Genomic DNA, 20,045 nt, shown 5'->3' with positions numbered 1-20,045 from the left:
CGTTATGCAGGAATTGATTGCTCAGGTTGAAGAGTTAGGCATTGAAATTAATCACACCACCTCATTAGTGATTATCTTTGGTATTATTTTTCTTACCGCCATCATCGTTCATTTTATTCTGCACAAAGGCGTGCTTCGCGCTTTCGAAAAACGCGCGCAGGCCAGCAGCCATTTATGGCTGCAGATCATCACCCAGAATAAATTATTTCACCGTCTGGCCTTTACCCTGCAGGGGATAATCGTCAACGTCCAGGCGGTACTGTGGCTGCAAAAAGGCAGCGAAGCGGCGGAAATACTCACCACCTGCGCGAAGCTGTGGGTGATGGTGTATGCCCTGCTCTCCTTCTTCTCGCTGCTGGACGTGATTTTCAATCTGTCGCAGAAAATGGCCACCGCATCACAGCTGCCGCTGAAGGGGATTTTCCAGGGCATCAAGCTGGTGAGCGCCATCCTGGTGGGAATACTGATTATCTCCCTGCTGATTGGTCAGTCCCCGGCGATTCTGATCAGCGGTCTGGGCGCCATGGCCGCCGTCCTGATGCTGGTGTTTAAAGACCCGATACTCGGACTTGTGGCGGGGATTCAGCTTTCCGCCAACGACATGCTCAAGCTCGGCGACTGGCTGGAGATGCCGAAATACGGTGCCAACGGCACGGTGACGGACATCGGCCTGACCACCGTTAAGGTGCGAAATTTTGATAATACGATTACAACCATTCCGACGTGGGCGCTGGTCTCCGACGCCTTTATCAACTGGAGCGGCATGTCGGCCTCCGGCGGTCGACGCATTAAGCGCAGCCTGAGCATTGATACCACCAGCATTCATTTTCTCGACGAGCAGGAACAGCAGAAACTTATTCAGGCGAAACTGCTTAAACCCTATCTGGCCGCGCGACATGAGGAAATAAACCTGTGGAATCAGAAGAACGGTGAAGGGGAATCGGTATTAAACCTTCGCAAGATGACCAATATTGGCACCTTCCGCGCCTACCTGAACGAATATCTTCGTAACCACCCTCGCATTCGCAAAGATATGACGCTGATGGTGCGTCAGTTGGCGCCTGACGCGAATGGCTTGCCGATTGAAATATATGCCTTTACCAATACGGTGGTCTGGGCAGAATATGAGGAGATACAGGCCGACATCTTCGACCATATTTTCGCGGTGGTGGATGAATTTGGTTTGCGTATTCACCAGTCGCCGACGGGGAATGATATTCGCTCCCTGTCGGGGGTCATCGTCAGATAATCAGTTTCGGACACCGGGCGTGAAGGCAGGTGCGGTCTGGTGCCCTCACCCCGACCCTCTCCCACGGGGAGAGGGTGAAAAGCAGATCACTTTTTTCGGGATAGCTTAAACGCCACAAACAGGAAGATAACCCACACCGGCAGCAGCATCGCGGACAGGCGCATCTCATCCATGGTGCACATCAGCACCAGAATCAGCCCCAGGAAAGCGATACAGATGTAGTTCCCCGCCGGGTAAAGCAGCGCTTTGAACTGCGTTTCGCGTCCCTTGCGGCGCATCGCGGCGCGAAAGCGCAGGTGCGCCAGGCAGATCATGATCCAGTTCAGCAGCAGCGTGGCGACAACCAGCGCCATCAGCAGGCCGAAGGCCTCTTTAGGCAGGAGGTAGTTGATCAGCACCACCAGCGACGTGATGGCCCCTGACAGCAACAAAGAGTTCACCGGCACGCCGCGACGGCTAACGCGGGTTAAAAAGCGCGGTGCGTTGCCCTGTACGGAGAGGCCAAACAGCATACGGCTGTTGGAGTAAACGCCGCTGTTATAGACCGACAGCGACGCCACCAGAATGACGAAGTTCAGCGCCGAGGCGACCACGTTGCTGTTCAGATCGTGGAAAATCATCACGAACGGGCTGCTGTCGGACTTCACTTCCACCCACGGATAGAGGGCCAGCAAGACCACCAGCGAGCCGATGTAGAACAGCAGGATCCGATACACCACCTGGTTAACCGCTTTTGGAATGCTTTTATGCGGGTCGCGCGCTTCGGCGGCGGTAATGCCAATTAGCTCCAGCCCACCGAAGGAGAACATGATCACCGCCAGGGAGAGAATCAGCCCTTTCCAGCCGGTGGCGAGGAAGCCGCCGTGCTGCCACAGGTTGTCGATCGTGGCGCGCTCGCCGCCGTGGCCAGAGAACAGCAGCCACAGGCCAAAGCCGATCATGCCGATAATCGCCAGCACCTTGATCAGCGCAAACCAGAATTCGGTTTCGCCATACAGGCGGACGTTGACGAGGTTAACGGCGTTAATAATGATGAAGAAGGCCGCCGCCCAGACCCACGTCGGGACATCCGGCAGCCAGTACTGCATATAGATGCCTGCGGCGGTTAACTCCGCCATCCCCACCAGCACGAACATTACCCAGTAGTTCCAGCCGGACAGGAAGCCGGCAAACGGGCCCCAGTATTTATAAGCAAAGTGCGCGAAGGAGCCTGAAACCGGCTCTTCAACGACCATCTCGCCAAGCTGGCGCATGATCAGGAAGGCAATAATCCCGGCGATACCATAACCCAGCAGAACCGCCGGGCCAGCCATCTGAATAGCGGGGCCGATGCCGAGAAACAGCCCGGTACCGATTGCGCCGCCAAGGGCAATTAACTGAATATGTCGATTTTGCAACCCACGTTGCAGCGTCGGATTCTGATCCGACGAGGCTTCGGCGCTACCATGGCCTGAAGCGGATGACGCGTCTTTCACGTCCTACCCCTGTCTCTTTTTTAGAAGGGGCACGTTTTAACACTTCATGCTGGAGGTAGCAAGGGATTGGGGCATCCCTGCCCCGGATAACGAGATGGAACGCTTAGAATTCGTAGCCAACCGAAACCTTAAAGGTGCGCGGTTCGCCCTGCGTAATATAGGTACCGGAATCGTCCACGCTGGACCAGTAGTTTTCATTGGTCACGTTGTCGATTCCCGCGCGAACGGTCATCTGGTTTGCATTGTGGTTCACCGCGAAGCGATAACGCATCCCCAGATCCAGCGTGGTGTAGCTGTCCAGCTTTTTGGTGTTTGCAAGGTCAGCATATTGCGCGCCGGAGTGATTCACGCGGGCGGTGGCAGTCAGGCCGTCAATCGGCTTAATGTCGTACTCTGCGCCCAGCACGGCGTAAAAGTTCGGAATACCGATCGCATCGTTACCTTGATTCACGCCATTTTTGGTTTTGGTTAGCTCAGCCTGCAGCCAGGTAGCGCTGGCGTTCAGACGCATCCCCAGCATTGGCTCGCCGAAGACGTTCAGCTCCACGCCACGGTTACGCTGTTCAGCGTCAAGGCCGTAGTGACCGCTGTCGTCGAGGATCGCCGACGGCATTTTGATTTCGAACAGCGCAAGCGATCCGCCCACGCGGCCAAAGTCCGCCTTCACGCCCACTTCATTCTGCTTAGAGTGAACGATACCGGTGCTCTGGCCGTAGTTGGTGGCGGTATTAGGCGCGGTTTTGCCCGGCTGCAGCGCTTCGGTATGGTTGGCATAGAGGGAGATCGTCTCCCACGGCTTGTAGACCACGCCATAGGTTGGCATCCAGCGGCTGCCGTCGAAGCCATCCGCCGCGTTTTCCGCACCGGTAATTTTGTTATAGCCGCGAATGACCACCTTCTGATGGCGGGCGCCTGCGGTGAACAGCAGTTTGTCGTCTAGCACGCCCAGCGTATCGCTCAGCAGCCAGCCCTGGGTGCGCGTGCGTCCGCTGGTCAGCGGGTCGCTGTACTTTCCGCCGGAGCCGTTGAAGTTAGTGCTGTCCGGCATATCGACGCCGGTATTGTGGTAGATGTTGGTGGTCGGGTTATCCTTCGCAGCCGACATTTTCCACGCGATTTTTTCGTTTTTGGTCATCGCAGAATAGCCGACGTTGACCTTGTGCGAGATAAAACCGGTATCAAAGTTACCGCGAATGCCCGCCATGCCGCTGACGGAATCGCTGATACGGTTGGTATCAAGGCGGCTGACCGTTGCCTTGCCGCTTTTATCCACCAGCTTCGGCGCGCTGTAGATCCCTTCCTCGTGCGCGTGCTGCGCGCCCAGGCCGGTGTAGGCGGTCCAGCCGTCGGTGATGTCGTACTCGCTGCGCCACATCCCAAACTCGTTTTCGATGTCGCTGTAGGCCCACTTCTGAGAGAAGTTGCGATCGTTTTTCGGCGGCTCGGGTACGAAATCCACCGCGGAGATATTGACGCTGGTCGGGCTGCCGTGGAAGGTTTTCTTCTGATAGCCGAGATCCAGCGAGGTGCGGAAGCGGTCACCGCTGTAATCCAGGCCGGTAGAGAGCAGCGTGGTGCGGCGGCGGTCATTCGGTATGCCGGTTTCCCCTTCTCGATGGACCAGGTTCACCCGCGCGCCAAACTGGTCGCTGTCGCCGTAGCGACGGCCCGCATCCAGCGTGGTGCCAATCTGGGAATCAGAGGTATAGTCGATGCCCACTTTCGCCTGCGGGAGTTCGCCCGCGTGTTTGGGCTCAAGGTTGATCATCCCGCCCACGCCGGAGCTCGCCGCGCCGTTCATCAGCGAGTTGGCACCTTTGAAGATCTCGATGCGATCGACCATCTGGGTATCTACTACCTGCCGCGGCAGCACGCCGGACAGACCGCCAAAGGTCATGTCGTCACCGTCAAACTTCAGGCCGCGGATGCGGTAGGTTTCCGCGCTGTTGCCATACCCCTGAACGAACTGCACGCCCGCGTCGTTAGCGACCACGTCAGCAATGGTTTTCGCCTGCTGATCTTCCACCAGCTTTGAGGTGTAGCTGATGATGTTGAACGGCACGTCCATGGCGTTCTGCTGGCCCAGCATTCCCATGCGTCCGCCGTTCGCCACCTGTCCGTCAAGGAAGGCCGGTACCAGCTGGTCGCCACCGGGTTTGAACTCGCTGGCAGGCTTAGCCTGCACGATGAGGGTATCTTCTTTTTGATCGTCAGCCGCGAAGGCGGAATGTGTTATTGCGCCAACGGCGAGCGCCAGCAGCGTTTTGTGTATGTTGGTGTTGTTCATCGTTAACTCATTTGAAAGTGCGCGCAAAAATGACCCGTTGTCGGGCCTTAGAATGTGTTTGCTGAAATGCAAATGAGAACTATACGCATTATAAATGCATTAGCAAGTGTAACCGCGTTCATGAGGAGGTATGGCGAGAAAAGAGGGTGAACAACCACCCCGTTTCGGGGTGGCTGCAATGACGTTATTTTTTCTTGTAGATATTGGCCGTACCGTGAATTTTATTGTTGGTGTTCCCTGAAGTGAGCACCAGGACATCCGCGCCTTTCTTATCGGCTTTCTCAATCAGTTCTTTTTTTGCATCATCCACCGATACTTCATTCGAGGTGTTTACCGTACCGATTTTTTTATATTGAGATGCAACTTTTTTGAACTCGCTTTTAGTGAGTAGCTGTGCAGCAAAAGCATTGGTTGTAAACAGTAACGCCGTTCCCAACAAAATAGCAGTCGTCTTTTTCATAACCTTTTTCCTTGAGATTAATCAGCAACTACGAAAAACCTCACGCATTGCGGTGAGGTTTTATGAGCATGGTAGAGAATCTCAGAGAATGCTATACGTTCGGGAAAAATCTTTTATAACAACCCGTTGCATGAAATTACTAACGAATATTAAGAATATTCGAATACACGCGCGGTGCCAGCAATATCAATGCGTACCGCCGTGCCAGGGTTCCATCCAGGCTGGCTGACGGTCTTCAGGGTCACGGGCTCGTGCTGCCCGGCGAGCCCAAGGGTGAGCGTCGACAGCTGGCCGGTGAAGTCCACATCAAGAATCGAGATTGGGCTTTCATGGGAGGCACATGCCGTCACGCTCAGCTGTTCCGGGCGCAGCATCACTCTGCCCTGCCCTGTAGCCTGCGCGTTGTCCGTGGGCACCTCACCCAGGGCGCACAGGGCGTAGCCCGCGGTGAGCTGCGCAGGCAGGATCAGCGCATCGCCAAGAAACAGCGCCGTCTCTTCGTCAACGGGACGGGTGTAGACGTCATAAGGCGTCCCGACCTGGGTGAAGCGCCCGGAGCGCATGACCGCGACCTGCGTGGCAAAGGACAACGCTTCGTTCTGATCGTGGGTGACCAGAATCGAGGCCACGCCCGCTTCGGCCAGCAGATCGGCCGTGGCTTTACGGGTCATGGCGCGCAGGCCGGTGTCCAGCGCCGAGAAAGGTTCATCCAGCAGCATCAGTGAAGGACGCTGGGCCAGCGCACGGGCAAGCGCCACGCGCTGCTGCTGTCCGCCGGAAATCTCATGGGGCCAGTGCGTTGCGAGCTGCCTGTCCAGAGAGACCATCTCCATCAGCGCCTCAACGCGCTGGCGCTTCTCGTGGCGGGTACCGTCCAGCCCCCAGGCAATGTTGTCTGCCACATTGAGGTGAGGGAAAAGCGCCCCTTCCTGAGGTACAAAACCGATCCGGCGCAGGTGGGCGGGAACAAAGTTGTTTTCATCAAACAGCGTTCTCCCCTGCATGACAATGCGCCCCGTGTCGGGCGTTTCAAAGCCGGCAAGAATACGCAGCAGCGTGGTTTTACCCGACCCGGACGGCCCGACAATCGCCGTCCTGCTCCCCGGCGCAACGCTCAGGTTTAAGCTGTCGAGCACCTGCACATCAGAAAACGATTTAGAAATGGCGGTTAATTCAAGCATGTCATAGCCCTGCAATTTTCTTTGACTGCATATAGAGAATGGCGGTCAGCGGGAGTGAAATCAGGATCATCAGCATCGCGTAAGGGGCGGCGGCAACATAGTCAATTTCACTGGTTAGCGCCCAGAATCCGGTGGAGAGCGTGCGCGTGCCCAGCGGAGAGAGCAGCAGCGTGGCGGTCAACTCGTTGCTGACGCCGAGGAAAACCAGCGCAGCCCCCGCTGCCGCACCCGGCGCGGCCAGCCGCATCGTGACGCTCCAGAGCGCCTTCGCGGGCGTGCTGCCCAGGCTGCGCGCCACGTTTTCCAGCTCAACAGGCGCCTGAGCAATCCCCGCCCGCAGGTTGATGAGCGCACGGGGCATAAACATCAGCAGGTAGGCCAGGAACAGGGTAATTTCCGTCTGGTAAATGGGACGGGCGTAATGAATAGTGACGGTGACCAGCGCCAGCGCCGTGACTATGCCCGGCAGCGAACTGGTGATATAGATGCACCCTTCCAGCATCCGGAAGATGCGGTGTGAATAGCGGATACCGAGCCACGCGATGGGGATCACGCACACGGTCGTCAGAAGTGCGCCGCCCACGCCGAGCATCAGCGTCTGGCGCAGGGAGTGCCAGAGATCGGCACTCATCCAGTTTTGCACGCCGCCGAGCCAAACCCAGCGACATAGAACAATTAACGGCACGCCCAGCGCCAGCACGATCAGCACGATGAAAAACAGCTGACCCAGCGCGGCCGCCGCAGGCTTCAGCGGCCAGCGTTTCTGCTCGCGCGCGGCCCCGGCGCCAATTCGCGCGTAGCGGGCTTTTCCACGCGTCACGCCTTCCAGCATTAATATAGCCAGGCAGCACAAGGCCAGCACGCCCGCCAGCATGTTTGCCGCCGGGCCGCTGAAGGTAGACTGAAACTGGTCATAAATTGCCGTGGTGAAGGTATCAAAGCGGATCATCACGTACAGGCCATATTCCGCCAGCAGGTGCAGCGCCACCAGCAGCGCGCCGCCGCAGATAGCCAGCTTGAGCTGGGGCAGCACCACGCGGAAAAAGACCTTCCACGGCGGCGTGCCGAGCGACGCGGCGACATCTTCAAGCGTCGGATCAAGGCGACGCAGCACCGCCGCAACCGGCATATAGATAAACGGATAGTACGCAAGAACCGAGAGGAACACGCCCGCGGAAAGCCCATGCATGGACGGGACAACGCTCACCCAGGCATAGCTTTGCACAAACGCCGGAATGGCCAGCGGAGCGACCGCCAGCGCGGACCAGATGCCCCGTCCGGCAAGCTGCGTGCGCTCTGTGAGCCAGGCTATCACCACGCCCGTCACGATACACAGCGGAACCGCCAGGGCCGTCAGCCACAGCGTGTTGCCGAGCAGCTCAGCCACACGCGGGCGAAACACCAGCGCCTTAATGGTTTCCCAGCCGGTCTCAATGCCAATGGCAATGATAAAACCCAAAGGCAGAAGCGCCATTAATGAAAACAACACAGCTAACGCAACCATCGGCAGTGCAGGACGCCTGCGGACAGGCTCCTGCACTCTGTTTTTTCCGATGTCGAGACTCAGACCAGACATAAGACGTTCACTTCACTCTCAGGATCACAGCAGACCGGCTTGCGTCATCAGCTCGATAACTTTTTTACTGTTGAGCGTTGAAGGTTCAACTTTCGGTGCATCAAGATCTTTCAGCGGAACCAGTTTCGGGTTGGAGGCCGCGTTCACGCCCACTGCATACTCAAAGGCGTTGTTGGTACGCAGACTTTCCTGACCTTCTTTGCCGGTAATGTACTTGATGAAGGCCTGCGCCTGCGCTTTGTGTTTGCTGGACGCCAGCACGCCACCGCCGGAAAGGCTTACGAACGCGCCCGGATCCTGGTGTTTGAAGTAGTAGAGCTGAGTGTTTTTGCTGTTTTCACCGGTTTTGGACTGGTCGACAAAGCGGTAGTAGTGATAAATCACGCCGCCATCAATCTGGCCGGCATTGACTGCCTTCATCACGGTGCTGTTGCCTTTATAGGCAACGAAATTGGCTTTCATCGCTTTAAGCCATTCCAGGGTGGCCTTCTCGCCCTTCAGGGCCAGCATCGCGCTCACGATGGCCTGGAAATCCGCGCCTGAAGGAGATGCCGCCCAGCGGCCTTTCCACTCGGGTTTCGCCAGATCCATCAGCGACTTAGGCAGCTGCTGTTCGCTGAGTTTTGCCGGGTTATACACAAATACCGTGCTGCGGGCGGCAATGCCGATCCAGCGGCCGTGCGCAGGACGATATTCCGCCGGTACCTGCTTCAGGGTGTCTGGATCCAGCGGCGCAAACAGGTTTGCATTATCCACCAGCACCATGGACGGCGAGTTCTCCGTCAGGAATACGTCTGCCGGCGACGCGCTGCCCTCCTGCACCAGCTGGTTACCCAGCTCGCTGTCATCACCATTACGTAGAGTGACTTTAATACCGGTTTCTTTAGTAAAACCGTCAACCCACGACTTCACCAGGTTTTCGTGCTGCGCGTTATAAACAACGATACCTTCGTTGTTATCGGCGGCAACCGCTTGTGCGGAAAGGAAAAGGGAGGAAGACAACAAGGCAAGCGAGAAGCAGGACAGCAGGCGAGAATTCATGAACATATCCTTAATAGACCAACGGGAGTAACCACTCATAGCTTTGTGGGACAGGATTAAAGCATACAACAACGCTAATGATAATTAGTATCAATCGAGTTTAGTCGTAAAAGTGTAAAATTTCTTTTTAGCAGATTTTAAAATGATAAAAATCCAAATTTTAATGAGAGATAATTCTTAGATTAAGAAAACCTTAAGCCTGCCTGTAATGAATTAATTAGCCTTCTATTTATTATAACGCGAAGGTAAATCTGTTATTCATGCGCCCGGCAGATATAAAAGCCCCGATATTGCGGGGCTTTGTATGCTTATCCGGAGGTAGTTAAATTTATAAGGCTACTCATTTAAAAAGCATCACATAACCGCATGAGGGGCATACACAGGATAGGTGAAGAACAATAAATGCAGGCCGTTCAGCCCAAAATGGAATAACGTTGCAACCCAGAGCCTGCCGCTCCACATCCACGCCAGGCCGTAAATAATGCCTGAGAGGCTGGCAAAAATAATCAGCAGTAAACCGCCGCTATAATGCATCAGCCCAAAGATGACTGAGGCAATCAACAGCGCGACAACAGGATGAACGATCCGGGACAATCGCTGCTGAAGGTAGCCTCTGAACAAGGCTTCCTCGGCCAAAGAGACGAAGAAAATATTCGCAAGGGCAAATTGCGCGAACCATTCTGGCGCATGTGGCTCAATTCTCAGCCCGCCCAACGCCACAGCCAGAAGTAACAGCGCGGGTACCGCAAGAACCAATATCGCCCAGCCGACCTTGCCAGCTTTATAGAGGGGTTTTGCTACGAATAACGTTGGCATACACGTAATTAAAAAGAACGGCACCACCGCCTTGTCCATATTAAAGTACATACTGAACGGTTTGCTTTGCGGACCAACGACGACAGCATCCAGCACCTTTGGGTTATGAAAACCCGGGATCACATGCAAAACCAGGGCAACGGCGATGACCACGCACAGGCCTTCGACCAGATATGTGTATTTATTATTTTTATTACGTAGCCATTCAACAACAGACCAGCCAACAACGATTGATGCAATAACCAGCAGCGCCGGGGCGTCAAGAATACTCTGTTTCCAGCCGAGAAATGCCGTTAATCCCAGCATCAGGTAAGCCAGGCTTTTATTAAGAGAGAGTGCGGCAAGCGAAGTTGCGAGTAGATACCACATAAATGTCCTTCATGACCGGTAAATTTTAGGGGTGCTGTCCCAAATATGTCCCACAATGGAAATCAGGAGGATGTGAAGGAGGCGTAACTCTATGAAATTAAATGGCACGCCCTGTAGGATTCGAACCTACGACCTACGGCTTAGAAGGCCGTTGCTCTATCCAACTGAGCTAAGGGCGCACTGAGAAGTGTGTACTTCGCGGTGGTGAAACGCGAAGAATTATACGGTCAATGGCAGGTGAGTCAATGCCTTTTCCGTTTTCAGAGTCAATTACCGCTAGCCGATTGTAAATACGGCTATTTTCTCAACATTTTGTCCTGTTTCACCGTAAAATTTAGCGCTGCGAAAAGGCTTAGTTGCATTTAAGTAACGCCTACTGTTTTCCCGAACGTCAGCTCGTCACACTAGAGTCAGGTATCCCGGCCGCCTGGAGGCTGACAGACAACAGGACAATGGAGTGACAGCGCAAAACCTGATCGATACGCCCCCCCGGTTACAGTACATATCTCAGGACATCGTCGGCATTAAGCTTGAGCCCATCGTCGCCCTTACCTCCTTGCGCCAGGTTGGCGTCGAGGTCCTTAGCGTTCTGGCCGACATGCGGCACAGTGAGGACTTTTTTTGCGATCGGTCCGCAGACTGGTCGATAACGCTGCTTGAAGCGCAGCTTGCCGCGTTAAAAAATACGCCGCACGGTCATAACCTTTTTATTAATCTGCCGATAACCGTTCTGACAGAGCCCACATCTTTTCAGCGACTTATAAGATTATCCTGCGTGCCGCTCAATATTGAGTTTGTCGACCCCGCGTCCATTTTGGCGCTTTCCGTCGCACAGAAGCAGTTAGTGGTTCAGAATCTCCATCAGTTGAGCAGACGAGGGCACGCAATCTGGCTGGACGACATCGATGACGTCTTAGTGCAGTCGTTTTTATCCTTTCGACTCCCGTTAAGCGGCATCAAAATAGATAAGGAAGCATTCTGGCGTTTACGCGACACCCCTGAGTTGAGGCAACTGGTTTCCCTTTGCTTTCAGCTTGCCGGGAAAGTGCTTATTGAAGGTATTGAGACTGAACGCGATCGTACCTGTGCACTGCAGGCAGGCGCAGATCTCGGCCAGGGGTATTACTGGCTGTCCTGGACATGGCCGGAGGATTAGAAAGCCATTTCCAGGAGGGAGACCATGCGAATGACAGTGCGCCGTTACCGGCGGCGGCGTACAGGAAGTGATGCACTGGGATTTACGCGCTCACCTTTTGCTCCCCCCTTTTTCGACCGGCTCGAATTCTTGAGCCAGTCCATCAGCCAGCCCCGCAAAACAGACGCCCCTTTTATCCTTCTGGTGACTGAGGATCACTACCTGCGCACCGGTTTTCTCAACGGGCAATTTCCCCTGAGCAGCTGCTGCGACTACGCCACGCTGGAAGATGCCCTCATCGCTCAGACGCAGTGGCCCTCAGCCCGTCTGGTCGTGGATATTGAAAGCCGGTCCACGGGGCTTCTGGAGAAACTGGATCAGTTGAGACGGCATAGTCTGTTTCCTCCGTTCCTGACGCCCTGGCTGTTGGTCAGGGCCGATAATTACGACACCCGCCTCTTCTGCAAAGCGGCAGGTCCCTTTCATGTTCTCGAACGCCAGCTGAATGCCGCTGCGCTCCAGCAGAGCCTGCTGGATACCCTCCCTCCGCAGGGTACGGAGAAAGACTGGTTTTCACGCAACGAATGGCCCATCCTGCAGGAGCTTTCCCGGGGCAAGACATTACGTCAGATTGCCCTTATGCAGAATCGTCCCTATAGCCGTATTATCTATCGTCTCAGCTGCATCCTGGTGAAGCTGGGGCTGAGCCATCGTCAGGAATTGCTACATCTTCTTAATAACCTCTCAGACTGCACATTTTCACTCACGTCCTAACCCCTTATTTCCTAAAGCTGTTTAGGAATTTACTTACCACTTGCGTTGCATAAATGTTAATTTTTAACAATTAAATCGAATTTATAACTATTCCTAATTTAAGGACGCGAACATTGTGAAATGCCACAGAATGAACAAACGGCAGCACTTTACTCCATCCGTTAAGTGAATGCAGATAGCGTTAACAAGATGATAATGATGTAAAAACAAGCAGCTTAGCGACAACGTCCGGGAGGAAAAAGCAAAGCGGATAGCATGTTCTCCTGTGCAGGAGATGCGGACCCTCTAATCAACCAGCGCGCTTTCAGATGAAGGACTGGCGGCCTGCGAGGGCAATTGTTGAGCTCATCAGCGTGGGTTAGTCCCCCTAAATGATGGGTATTTTCGTTAACAATTAATCAACATAAAGAGATATCTGTTATTTTTTGTTATTACATAAAGATGAAAATATGCGGTAAATGAGATAACAGGATATTTCCGCTAAATTTAAAAAAATAGCGATTCAGATCCAGAAGATAATACAAACCCATAAGCGGATATTAATTTACAGGGTTTTCGGAAAAAACTTACCCTGTATAATAAGATGCGTATCAAATCTGAATAAGAAAAACCTTTTTGCCAACACCAGCCTAATGAGATGACCGCGCTGAGGCATAGTTCTTTTCATTACGTAAACAAGGATGCTTTCGCTCTTTCCAGGGAAATACTACGGTATAGGGATCTGCACATTATATCCTTCCGGCATTTCGAGAGTTTTACAAACTCTGCACAACGCTTTTAACAATCTGAGGCATTAAAAATGAAACCGGCATCCGTTATCATTATGGACGAACATCCTATCGTCAGAATGTCGATAGAAGTCCTGCTACAGAAAAATAAGAATATCACAGTCAAGCTCAAGTCTGGCGATAGCCATGAAGTTCTTGACTGTATCCGCAATCACCCTATCGACCTGGTGATCCTTGACATTGAACTCACGGGCACGGATGCTTTCGCTTTGCTTAAGAGAATCAGAAACTTAAACAAAGACATTAAGGTTCTGTTTCTCTCGTCTAAATCAGAGTTATTTTACGCGGGTCGCGCCATTCGCGCCGGGGCAAATGGCTTCGTCAGTAAGCGTAAAGATTTGGGTGAGATCTACAACGCCGTAGAAATGATCCTGATGGGCTATTCCTTTTTCCCGTCAGAAACGCTGAACTTTATAAACCATTTGGGTTCAGGGAAAGGGATGGCAGTAGATATGCCATTATCGAACCGCGAGGTCACGGTATTACGATATCTGGCGAATGGTTTATCCAATAAGGAAATTGCAGAACAGCTACTATTAAGCAACAAAACCATTAGCGCGCATAAATCCAATATTTATTCCAAGCTGGGTGTGCAAAGCATCGTGGAATTAATTGATTACGCCAAAGCGCACGAACTGCTTTAACCTGAATTCACTCCCTGCAGCTTATCTGAGCTGCAGGGAGTGCGGTCAGTGCTAATTATAGTTAATCATAAAGGTGGCATCCGCATCGGCTCGTCCGGGCTGAGGGTTATCGGCAGTGGCAATATAATTAGCATAAAACGACAGTATCGCATTCCCCTGCGCATCAACCGAGACCGGCTGGCTGGCCTGCTGGAGAGCCAGGCGCGTTTTATCCGCATCCCTGATCTCTACCGCGACACGACTTGCAGTACTGGCGTCATTCAGCGCCAGCAGGCCGCTATTGCTCCCGTCGGCTTTACCCGAAAACGTGATGGACGCCGAGCCCGGCGGACAGCCGGTCAGCTTCAGCGTAAACGGCATGGGCTGCGTGCGGCTCCCGGTGGTGCTGAGCTGTTTGGTGGGCCAGGTGCCCAGCGTGACGGTCTTGTCGCTGTCGCTGCCTTCCGCGACGCAGGTAAAATCGACAATATTGCCGTAGAGCCGAATGTTGATCTCGCCCAACGCGGTGTCCGCCTGGGCCTGTGTGCAAAGCGCAAAGAGCGCCACGGTGATTAAACGGATCCCGTTTCGCATATCGGCTCCTTAATCGTAATCCACGCGCAAATACCCGCGCGAGGTGAAGCGCCCTTCCGCAGGCTTGTTGCCCGTCACGCTCACCGGCCAGACCCGGATCCCCACCTGCGCCTGCGCGCTGTCGTCAAGGCGGAACGGAATTTTACTTGTCAGGTTGTTAGGCGTCAGCGGCGCCCCGCTCTGATTAGCAATGATGAATCCCACATCCGGGTTATCCGATACCAAAACATTATCAGAGACTTTTTCCGCCTCGACGCGCATCGTCAGCATGGCGTTCGCCTCTACGTTGGTGCATTTAATGGCGATGGTTTTACTCTGCGATGAGACGCCCTCCGGTTTGTTACCTACGCCCGCCTTGCTGAACAGGGAGGCGCCAATGTCGCCGAAATCAAACTCCACCACGTTACCGGCATTAATGGCGCAGCTTTGCGGCACCTGAATGGTTCCGCTGTAGCTAATGGTATAAACCGGCGTGGTTAACGGATCGGATGAGGTGGTGGTGACGTAGACGCGGAACATGGTGGCGCGCGGGATAACGACCATATTAATAAAACGCCGGGTCACCTTAAGGCGGAAGACAAGGCTGGAGTCCTGAACGCCAAACGGTTTGTTTTTGGAGACGTTAGGATGGCTCCCCATCTGGATATAGCTTTTAGGCGGATAAAACACGCCAGCATAGCTGTCCGTGATTTTCATGGCCCCGTCCAGATAGTCGTTAAGCTTCAGATACTGGTAGCCATCGCTCGTTCCCGTTACCTGATAATCGGTCACATAGCTACGCTTGGTGGTATTCCCGACGGTGCCCTTCGGGCAGACGGCATTGACCCCTACCCACTGCGACTTCTCGCTGAGCGTCACGACCTGTCCGATCTGGTTATTCGAGCTGTTGAATTTATCCGTCAGATCGTAATGCACTTCCGTCGGCACGCCTTTTTCATTGACGCACACGGTCGCTAATGCGTTTGTCGCGGGCAGTAACGCCAGAAGCGACAAAGCAAAGATTTGAGTTTTAATCACAGCCGATCCCCTTAAGTGTGATTGCCTGTTGCAGGCTCTTTTCAGGCAAGCTATAAGGCGCGCGACACTGGGACTGCGCCCCGTCGCCCCACTGGATCAGCAGTTCGCCTTCCAGCGGCAGCCCGCTCAGGTAAATTTGCCCGTCATCCCCCACCATGCTGGTCACGCCGCTTCGGTTTTCGCGAACCACCGCGCCGAACGGCACCGGCTGGTTGCCGCGCATCACCGTCAGCAGGGCGCGCACGCCGATGCGGGTATCAAAGCTGGCGCGCACCAGCGCGCCTTTGGTCGGCACCACGCTGCTCACGTTGTTTTCGATATCGGTGTTGTTGCTCATGGTGTTGGTATCCAGCGCCACACGGTTGTAGCGGTAGACAGTGGCATACGGCATCACCGCGTAACCACGCCAGTCGGTTCTCACGCCGGTCTGGTTTTCCACGCTGACGCCAGATGCCCCCGGAGCTTTGATCAGCACGTTGGTGTCCCCCAACGGCTGGCTGAAGGTCACGCCATCGGCGTGGCCGACCACCCCGCCGGAGAGCTGCCAGTTGAGATCGTGCTGATCGTCGCTGTAGTTGTAGCCGACGCCCAACGTGCCGTAGGTCGCCTGCCAGTTGGCGCTGGCGCTTCCGCTTGAGCCGTTGGTGCTGGTGTGTCCCTGGGTCACGCTGTAGTTCAGGTTGCGGTCTTCCAGCAGCGTGCCGCTGACGCCGGTTTGCCAGCTTGTATCGCCATCGCTGTTCCGGCTGGCGGATGCCGTAGCGTAGGCGCGGTCAATCGCGCTGTCCCGGCGATAGCCCTGACGGGTAAAGATACTGAACGGCACGGAGACGTTAAACGACGCGATGCGGTCGGTGCCGTCGATCCCGACGGATTTGTTCCACGACCACGAGACGGAGTAGTTGATCCCCTTCATGCCTCCCGCGTAGCCCAGCTGGTACCAGAGATTCGTCTCGTCTGTTCCCCAGTAGGTCTGCTCGCTACCGGAGATATAGACCGAGCCATAGTCCCCCAGCGACTGAGAAACGTTGAGCTGGAAGCGGCCTTTTTTATTCCACGTCAGGTTGTGATAACTCTGCACGTCCGGCACATCGTTATCGTTCTTGCTATCGGCATACTGATAGCCCTCCATTGAGCGCCAGGCCACATCGTCAAGGGTGTAAAACCCTTTTGTGGAGTAGCGGTAGCCCAGCAGCTGGAAGTTGGTGCCGAAGCCGTTAAGGGATTTCGCGTAGAGGAAGCGCAGAGACTGCCCTTCATGCTTGCTGTCGTCCGCGAGCTGGCTGCGGGCGTGGGTGATATCGAGCGAGACCGCGCCCCAGTCGCCCAGGTTTTTTCCGGCCCCGACGGCCACCGCGGTATAGCGCGATGCCAGCTGAGTTCCGCCGTAGAGCGTGTAACCGTTGGCGAGACCGGTAATCAGGGTTCCCTGGGTGAAGAATGGCGTATCCTGATCGCTGTTACCGCTGCGGTAATCCCCCGCCACGAGGTCATACTTCCAGCGCCCTTCACGCTGCAGAAGCGGCACGGTGGAGTACGGCACGGTATAGCGCTGCTGGGTGCCGTCTTTCTCTTCGACCGTGACTTCCAGGTCACCGCTTGAGGAGGTGGGGTTAAGGTCGGTGATGGCAAATGCGCCCGGCTGCACATAGCTTTGATAGATAACGTAGCCATTCTGTCGAACGACCACTTTGGCGGGCGTACGGGCGATCCCGCGCACGGTCGGCGCGTAGCCCTGCAGGCTGTCCGGGTACATGCTGTCAGACGAGAAAAGCCGCCCGCCGCGAAAACCCATGCTGTCGAAGACGTCATTCCCGGTATTGCTGTCGCCCAGCACCAGTTCACTTTTCAGCGGGATGACGGTGCGCTGCGCCCAGGTGCCAATATTCTGCCACTCGCTGTGCCGCTGCCCGTTATTCTCCGTGTACCGCCATGCGCCGTTGTTACGTAAACGCCAGGCGCCATAGTTCAATCCGCTTTGCAGGTTGAGGTAATAGCTGTCGTCTTCGCTTCCCCGGTTACCGGAGAAGCTGTAGTTCACCAGTGCGGCGGGGATACCTTCATCCCATTGTTCAGGCGGAATATAGCCCCGGGCGCTGTTTTGCAACGCCACCTGCGGCAGGCTGACGTCCAGACGCTGCGAGGCAAAGTTGAATACCGTTTCGCTGCCGGGTATAGCCGTGGTCAGCGGAACGCAGGTCTCGCCCTGCACCTTCGCCAGCTCGGGAAACGCCGCGACGTTGACGCCAAAGCGATCGAGCATCGCGCGCGTAATGCACGCCGACAAACCGCCCGCCACCGGCGGCGTGTTCTCTGCCTGCTCAAAACGCACGTCCTGGGTACCGATAAACTCATCGTTACGCCAGATATCCACGCGATAAACGCCGGGTGCCTGCTGGTGTCCCTGTTCAAAACGCGACAAATCCGCCACGCTGGCGGTATCGTCGGACAAAAAGGCCGGGTTGAAATAACTTTCGCTCCAGCCAGCCTGCGGCCAGAGCGCAGCCATCAGCGCCAGCGCAACCGGGCAGTAACGTCCCTGGTGGTTTTTCATCGCCCTGACTCTGCTCACAGGTTGACGCTACGCGCCGGGGTGATGGCACCGTAGTCATTCACGCTCTGCCAGGAAAGCGTACCGCTGGCACCGGCTGGCAGCACCTGCTGAGACGAACTTTTCGGCGCAACCATCAGGTTGTCCAGCGTCTGCCCGCCCAGCTTCAGATTAACGAGCGTGATGTAATACGGCGACGCGTTGCTGACTTTGAGATGGTTGCCCGCGCGCTCAAACCGCAGCTGGGAAAGCGCCTCTTCCGGCTGCATCGCCAGGTTGTTCGGGCGCACAAACAGCTTGATGCGTGAAAGGATAGCCAGCTGCAGCACGTTATTGTTTTCCGTTTTCGCTTTGTTCACCGACGGGATCGCCTTCACGTTCATGTAAAAGAGCGATTCGCGATCGGCAGGCAGCGCCGGCCCGGCGTAAATAATACGCAGCGTGTTTTCGCTGTTCGGCTCGCTAACAAACAGGGGCGGAGTGACGGCAAACGTTTTTTCTTTTTGCCCGCTCGCATTTTCGATCCACGCGTTAATTAAATAACGTTCCTGTTTGTTGCTGTTGGTGATCGCCAGCGACGTTTGCTTCGCCTCTGCCGGATAAATAACGCGCGTGGCCCCCAGTGCAATACCGCCGGATGCATTTGCGCATGCAGAAACCATCATCAAAATAAACGATAAAAAAAGTCCTGGTTTAATTAGGGTATTCATCACAACCGTACCTTTAATAATGTGTTCGCAGGTGTTACGGATAAATCAACGTAAACCAGACATCCGACTGAATTTTGCCTGGCTCGAGATGTTCGGAAATAGCCCGATAGCGGGCGCTAAAATGGAACGCGAGCTCGCGGGTATCGACAGGCAGCCAGCTGACGGCCGTAGCGTTTGGGATTATCTGACGTTGCTGTTCGTCAAAGAGCGCCAGCCCGACGCCGCTGCTGACGGATGTTTCACCCGGCCGCGATGTCGCCAGAAAGACCTGCGGATCCTCTGCGGGCGTGACGCCCTGAAACTGGATCCCCACGGTGCGCGAAACATCAACGCTGCAGTCCAGCAGCCGTACGGTGAAAGGCACATTCACCGTGGAAAAACTGCCCACACCGGAAAATGAATTGGTTCGGTACTGGCCCATGTCGATGCGCATATTCTGGCTGTCGGGCGCCACGGCGCAGCCGCCGTTCACCAGTTCACCTCTGAGATGAACCTTGCCGCCTTCGATCACCACGGTATGCGCTGATGCCGGGCAAGCCATCGCAAGGGTTAACAGCAGTAGTGTTCCAGTCCTTGTCATCCTTCGTTCCTGGCATTAGCGTATGACGGGCCTCGTCCCTGAGGCCTGAACATCCCTGTGCGGAGGAATTACTCGTATTTCATTACGAAGGTGGCGTCAGCGTTCGCCTGGCCTGGCTCAGTGGTGGCAGCCGTTGATTTGTAACGCGCGGTGAACTTCAGGGTGTTCGTCCCTTCGATCAGCGTCTGCGCAGCAGAGAAGGTCGCGCCGTCCGGGGTCAGAACGCTGGATTTGCTGTCGAGGATCTCGATACCCACGCCTTTCGCGGTGTTGTCGTTGTTACCGGAGGTGACGGCCAGCAGGGTTTTGTCGGTTGGGTCGATCTGACCGGTGAACGCAACGGCTGCAGTTTTGGCAACCAGCGGATCGCAATCGTTCAGTTCAATGTTGAATGGGATATTAGAGGTGGTGTCGCCCACTTTGGTGAATTTCGCGGTACGATACTGACCCAGATTAACGGTCTGCTCGGAAGAATCAGTATTTACTGAACAAGCAGCATTAACCAGCTCACCTTTAAAATGTACGGTACCGCCATTTACGGAAACCGGCGCAGCAGGATCCGCTGCATTTGCGGCACCCGCAACCAGGGCCAAAGTTGCAATAACAGTAGAAGCAATGTTGCTGAGTTTCATGTCTATTCCTTTAAAATGTAAATAACCCTTCCCGCGAATAATCGGGAATAAGAAATACGTTCAATTGATGAATTGAAAGCTTATTTCGGAGGAGACAAAGTAGCTCAGTACACGGTTTTTAAATATGTCAAAACGCTGCCATTTCGCCAGGTCACATCCTAATCCCGCCTAAGAAATTGACCATCCC

The 20,045-nt window shown here is 54.8% G+C and carries 17 protein-coding genes and 1 tRNA gene; 4 read left to right on the top strand and 14 right to left on the bottom strand.

The genetic code is table 11. The features are described 5' to 3' along the window. Nucleotides 1-4: 4 nt before the first annotated feature. Nucleotides 5-1,249 (top strand): mechanosensitive ion channel family protein, encoded by a 1,245-nt coding sequence (locus PUP35_RS05310; RefSeq protein WP_115874409.1) that lies wholly within the window; start codon nucleotides 5-7, stop codon nucleotides 1,247-1,249. Nucleotides 1,250-1,335: 86 nt separating this feature from the next. Here PUP35_RS05310 and pheP read toward each other — a convergent pair whose 3' ends face one another. The 8 genes from pheP to PUP35_RS05270 all read right to left on the bottom strand — a co-directional run bounded on the left by pheP (nucleotide 1,336) and on the right by PUP35_RS05270 (nucleotide 10,633). Further along, nucleotides 1,336-2,724, bottom strand: coding sequence for a phenylalanine transporter (pheP, locus tag PUP35_RS05305; protein WP_115874408.1), 1,389 nt, complete (start codon nucleotides 2,722-2,724; stop codon nucleotides 1,336-1,338). Between the two features lie 103 nt (nucleotides 2,725-2,827). Further along, on the bottom strand, nucleotides 2,828-5,011 hold the full coding sequence (locus PUP35_RS05300) for a TonB-dependent receptor (protein WP_274242256.1): 2,184 nt from the start codon (nucleotides 5,009-5,011) through the stop codon (nucleotides 2,828-2,830). Between the two features lie 184 nt (nucleotides 5,012-5,195). Then, the gene (yahO, locus tag PUP35_RS05295) at nucleotides 5,196-5,471 is read right to left on the bottom strand and encodes a DUF1471 family periplasmic protein YahO (RefSeq protein ID WP_023310654.1); all 276 of its coding nucleotides are present in this window, start codon (nucleotides 5,469-5,471) and stop codon (nucleotides 5,196-5,198) included. A 149-nt stretch (nucleotides 5,472-5,620) separates the two neighbouring features. Then, a complete protein-coding gene (locus tag PUP35_RS05290) occupies nucleotides 5,621-6,652 on the bottom strand; it encodes an ABC transporter ATP-binding protein (RefSeq protein ID WP_271367014.1) in 1,032 nt (343 codons plus the stop codon). Nucleotide 6,653: 1 nt separating this feature from the next. After that, entirely contained in the window at nucleotides 6,654-8,228 is a 1,575-nt protein-coding gene (locus tag PUP35_RS05285) for an ABC transporter permease (protein WP_274242255.1), read from the bottom strand. A gap of 24 nt (nucleotides 8,229-8,252) precedes the next feature. Continuing rightward, nucleotides 8,253-9,269, bottom strand: a complete 1,017-nt coding sequence (locus PUP35_RS05280) for an iron ABC transporter substrate-binding protein (RefSeq protein WP_133293927.1) — start codon at nucleotides 9,267-9,269, stop codon at nucleotides 8,253-8,255. Between the two features lie 354 nt (nucleotides 9,270-9,623). Continuing rightward, a complete protein-coding gene (locus PUP35_RS05275) occupies nucleotides 9,624-10,454 on the bottom strand; it encodes a CPBP family intramembrane glutamic endopeptidase (protein ID WP_274242254.1) in 831 nt (276 codons plus the stop codon). A gap of 102 nt (nucleotides 10,455-10,556) precedes the next feature. After that, nucleotides 10,557-10,633 (bottom strand) — tRNA-Arg (locus PUP35_RS05270). Nucleotides 10,634-10,911: 278 nt separating this feature from the next. Between PUP35_RS05270 and PUP35_RS05265 the strand changes: the two genes are divergently transcribed. The 3 genes from PUP35_RS05265 (at nucleotide 10,912) to fimZ (ending at nucleotide 13,795) form a co-directional block, all read left to right on the top strand. Then, nucleotides 10,912-11,610, top strand: a complete 699-nt coding sequence (locus tag PUP35_RS05265) for an EAL domain-containing protein (RefSeq protein WP_274242253.1) — start codon at nucleotides 10,912-10,914, stop codon at nucleotides 11,608-11,610. 24 nt (nucleotides 11,611-11,634) lie between these two features. Beyond that, on the top strand, nucleotides 11,635-12,363 hold the full coding sequence (locus tag PUP35_RS05260) for a helix-turn-helix transcriptional regulator (RefSeq protein ID WP_274242252.1): 729 nt from the start codon (nucleotides 11,635-11,637) through the stop codon (nucleotides 12,361-12,363). 799 nt (nucleotides 12,364-13,162) lie between these two features. After that, nucleotides 13,163-13,795: a fimbria biosynthesis transcriptional regulator FimZ gene (gene fimZ, locus PUP35_RS05255; RefSeq protein WP_008499339.1), complete on the top strand. Its 633-nt coding sequence runs from the start codon at nucleotides 13,163-13,165 to the stop codon at nucleotides 13,793-13,795. A 51-nt stretch (nucleotides 13,796-13,846) separates the two neighbouring features. Here fimZ and sfmF read toward each other — a convergent pair whose 3' ends face one another. From sfmF to fimA, 6 genes are all read right to left on the bottom strand, one after another. Continuing rightward, a complete protein-coding gene (gene sfmF, locus PUP35_RS05250; protein ID WP_115874402.1) occupies nucleotides 13,847-14,368 on the bottom strand; it encodes a fimbria assembly protein in 522 nt (173 codons plus the stop codon). A gap of 9 nt (nucleotides 14,369-14,377) precedes the next feature. Beyond that, entirely contained in the window at nucleotides 14,378-15,385 is a 1,008-nt protein-coding gene (gene fimH, locus PUP35_RS05245; protein WP_115874401.1) for a type 1 fimbria D-mannose specific adhesin FimH, read from the bottom strand. Next, nucleotides 15,378-17,939, bottom strand: coding sequence for a fimbrial biogenesis usher protein (locus PUP35_RS05240; RefSeq protein ID WP_143344780.1), 2,562 nt, complete (start codon nucleotides 17,937-17,939; stop codon nucleotides 15,378-15,380). The genes fimH and PUP35_RS05240 overlap by 8 nt, the downstream gene beginning before the upstream one ends. 14 nt (nucleotides 17,940-17,953) lie before the next feature. After that, on the bottom strand, nucleotides 17,954-18,646 hold the full coding sequence (fimC, locus tag PUP35_RS05235; RefSeq protein ID WP_115874399.1) for a type 1 fimbria chaperone FimC: 693 nt from the start codon (nucleotides 18,644-18,646) through the stop codon (nucleotides 17,954-17,956). A gap of 34 nt (nucleotides 18,647-18,680) precedes the next feature. Then, nucleotides 18,681-19,226 carry a type 1 fimbrial protein subunit FimI gene (fimI, locus tag PUP35_RS05230; RefSeq protein ID WP_111963365.1) on the bottom strand — a complete coding sequence of 182 codons (546 nt, stop codon included), beginning with the start codon at nucleotides 19,224-19,226 and terminating at the stop codon, nucleotides 18,681-18,683. Between the two features lie 68 nt (nucleotides 19,227-19,294). Next, complete coding sequence (fimA, locus tag PUP35_RS05225) at nucleotides 19,295-19,858, bottom strand: type 1 fimbrial major subunit FimA (RefSeq protein WP_023310641.1); 564 nt, start codon at nucleotides 19,856-19,858, stop codon at nucleotides 19,295-19,297. Nucleotides 19,859-20,045: the final 187 nt, after the last annotated feature.

This window comes from Enterobacter sp. S-33 (assembly GCF_028735835.1).
Lineage (GTDB): Bacteria > Pseudomonadota > Gammaproteobacteria > Enterobacterales > Enterobacteriaceae > Enterobacter > Enterobacter vonholyi.
Note: the sequence above shows the minus strand (reverse complement) of the source record. Positions and strands in the feature narration are given on the sequence as shown.

Bases quoted from the DNA above. Each gene is read 5' to 3' on its own strand.
- PUP35_RS05310 (WP_115874409.1), top strand. From the start codon at position 5: ATGCAGGAATTGATTGCTCAGGTTGAAGAGTTAGGCATTGAAATTAAT.
- PUP35_RS05300 (WP_274242256.1), bottom strand. From the start codon at position 5,011: ATGAACAACACCAACATACACAAAACGCTGCTGGCGCTCGCCGTTGGC.
- yahO (WP_023310654.1), bottom strand. From the start codon at position 5,471: ATGAAAAAGACGACTGCTATTTTGTTGGGAACGGCGTTACTGTTTACA.
- PUP35_RS05290 (WP_271367014.1), bottom strand. From the start codon at position 6,652: ATGCTTGAATTAACCGCCATTTCTAAATCGTTTTCTGATGTGCAGGTG.
- PUP35_RS05285 (WP_274242255.1), bottom strand. From the start codon at position 8,228: ATGTCTGGTCTGAGTCTCGACATCGGAAAAAACAGAGTGCAGGAGCCT.
- PUP35_RS05280 (WP_133293927.1), bottom strand. From the start codon at position 9,269: ATGAATTCTCGCCTGCTGTCCTGCTTCTCGCTTGCCTTGTTGTCTTCC.
- PUP35_RS05275 (WP_274242254.1), bottom strand. From the start codon at position 10,454: ATGTGGTATCTACTCGCAACTTCGCTTGCCGCACTCTCTCTTAATAAA.
- PUP35_RS05260 (WP_274242252.1), top strand. From the start codon at position 11,635: ATGCGAATGACAGTGCGCCGTTACCGGCGGCGGCGTACAGGAAGTGAT.
- fimZ (WP_008499339.1), top strand. From the start codon at position 13,163: ATGAAACCGGCATCCGTTATCATTATGGACGAACATCCTATCGTCAGA.
- sfmF (WP_115874402.1), bottom strand. From the start codon at position 14,368: ATGCGAAACGGGATCCGTTTAATCACCGTGGCGCTCTTTGCGCTTTGC.
- PUP35_RS05240 (WP_143344780.1), bottom strand. From the start codon at position 17,939: ATGAAAAACCACCAGGGACGTTACTGCCCGGTTGCGCTGGCGCTGATG.
- fimC (WP_115874399.1), bottom strand. From the start codon at position 18,646: ATGAATACCCTAATTAAACCAGGACTTTTTTTATCGTTTATTTTGATG.
- fimI (WP_111963365.1), bottom strand. From the start codon at position 19,226: ATGACAAGGACTGGAACACTACTGCTGTTAACCCTTGCGATGGCTTGC.
- fimA (WP_023310641.1), bottom strand. From the start codon at position 19,858: ATGAAACTCAGCAACATTGCTTCTACTGTTATTGCAACTTTGGCCCTG.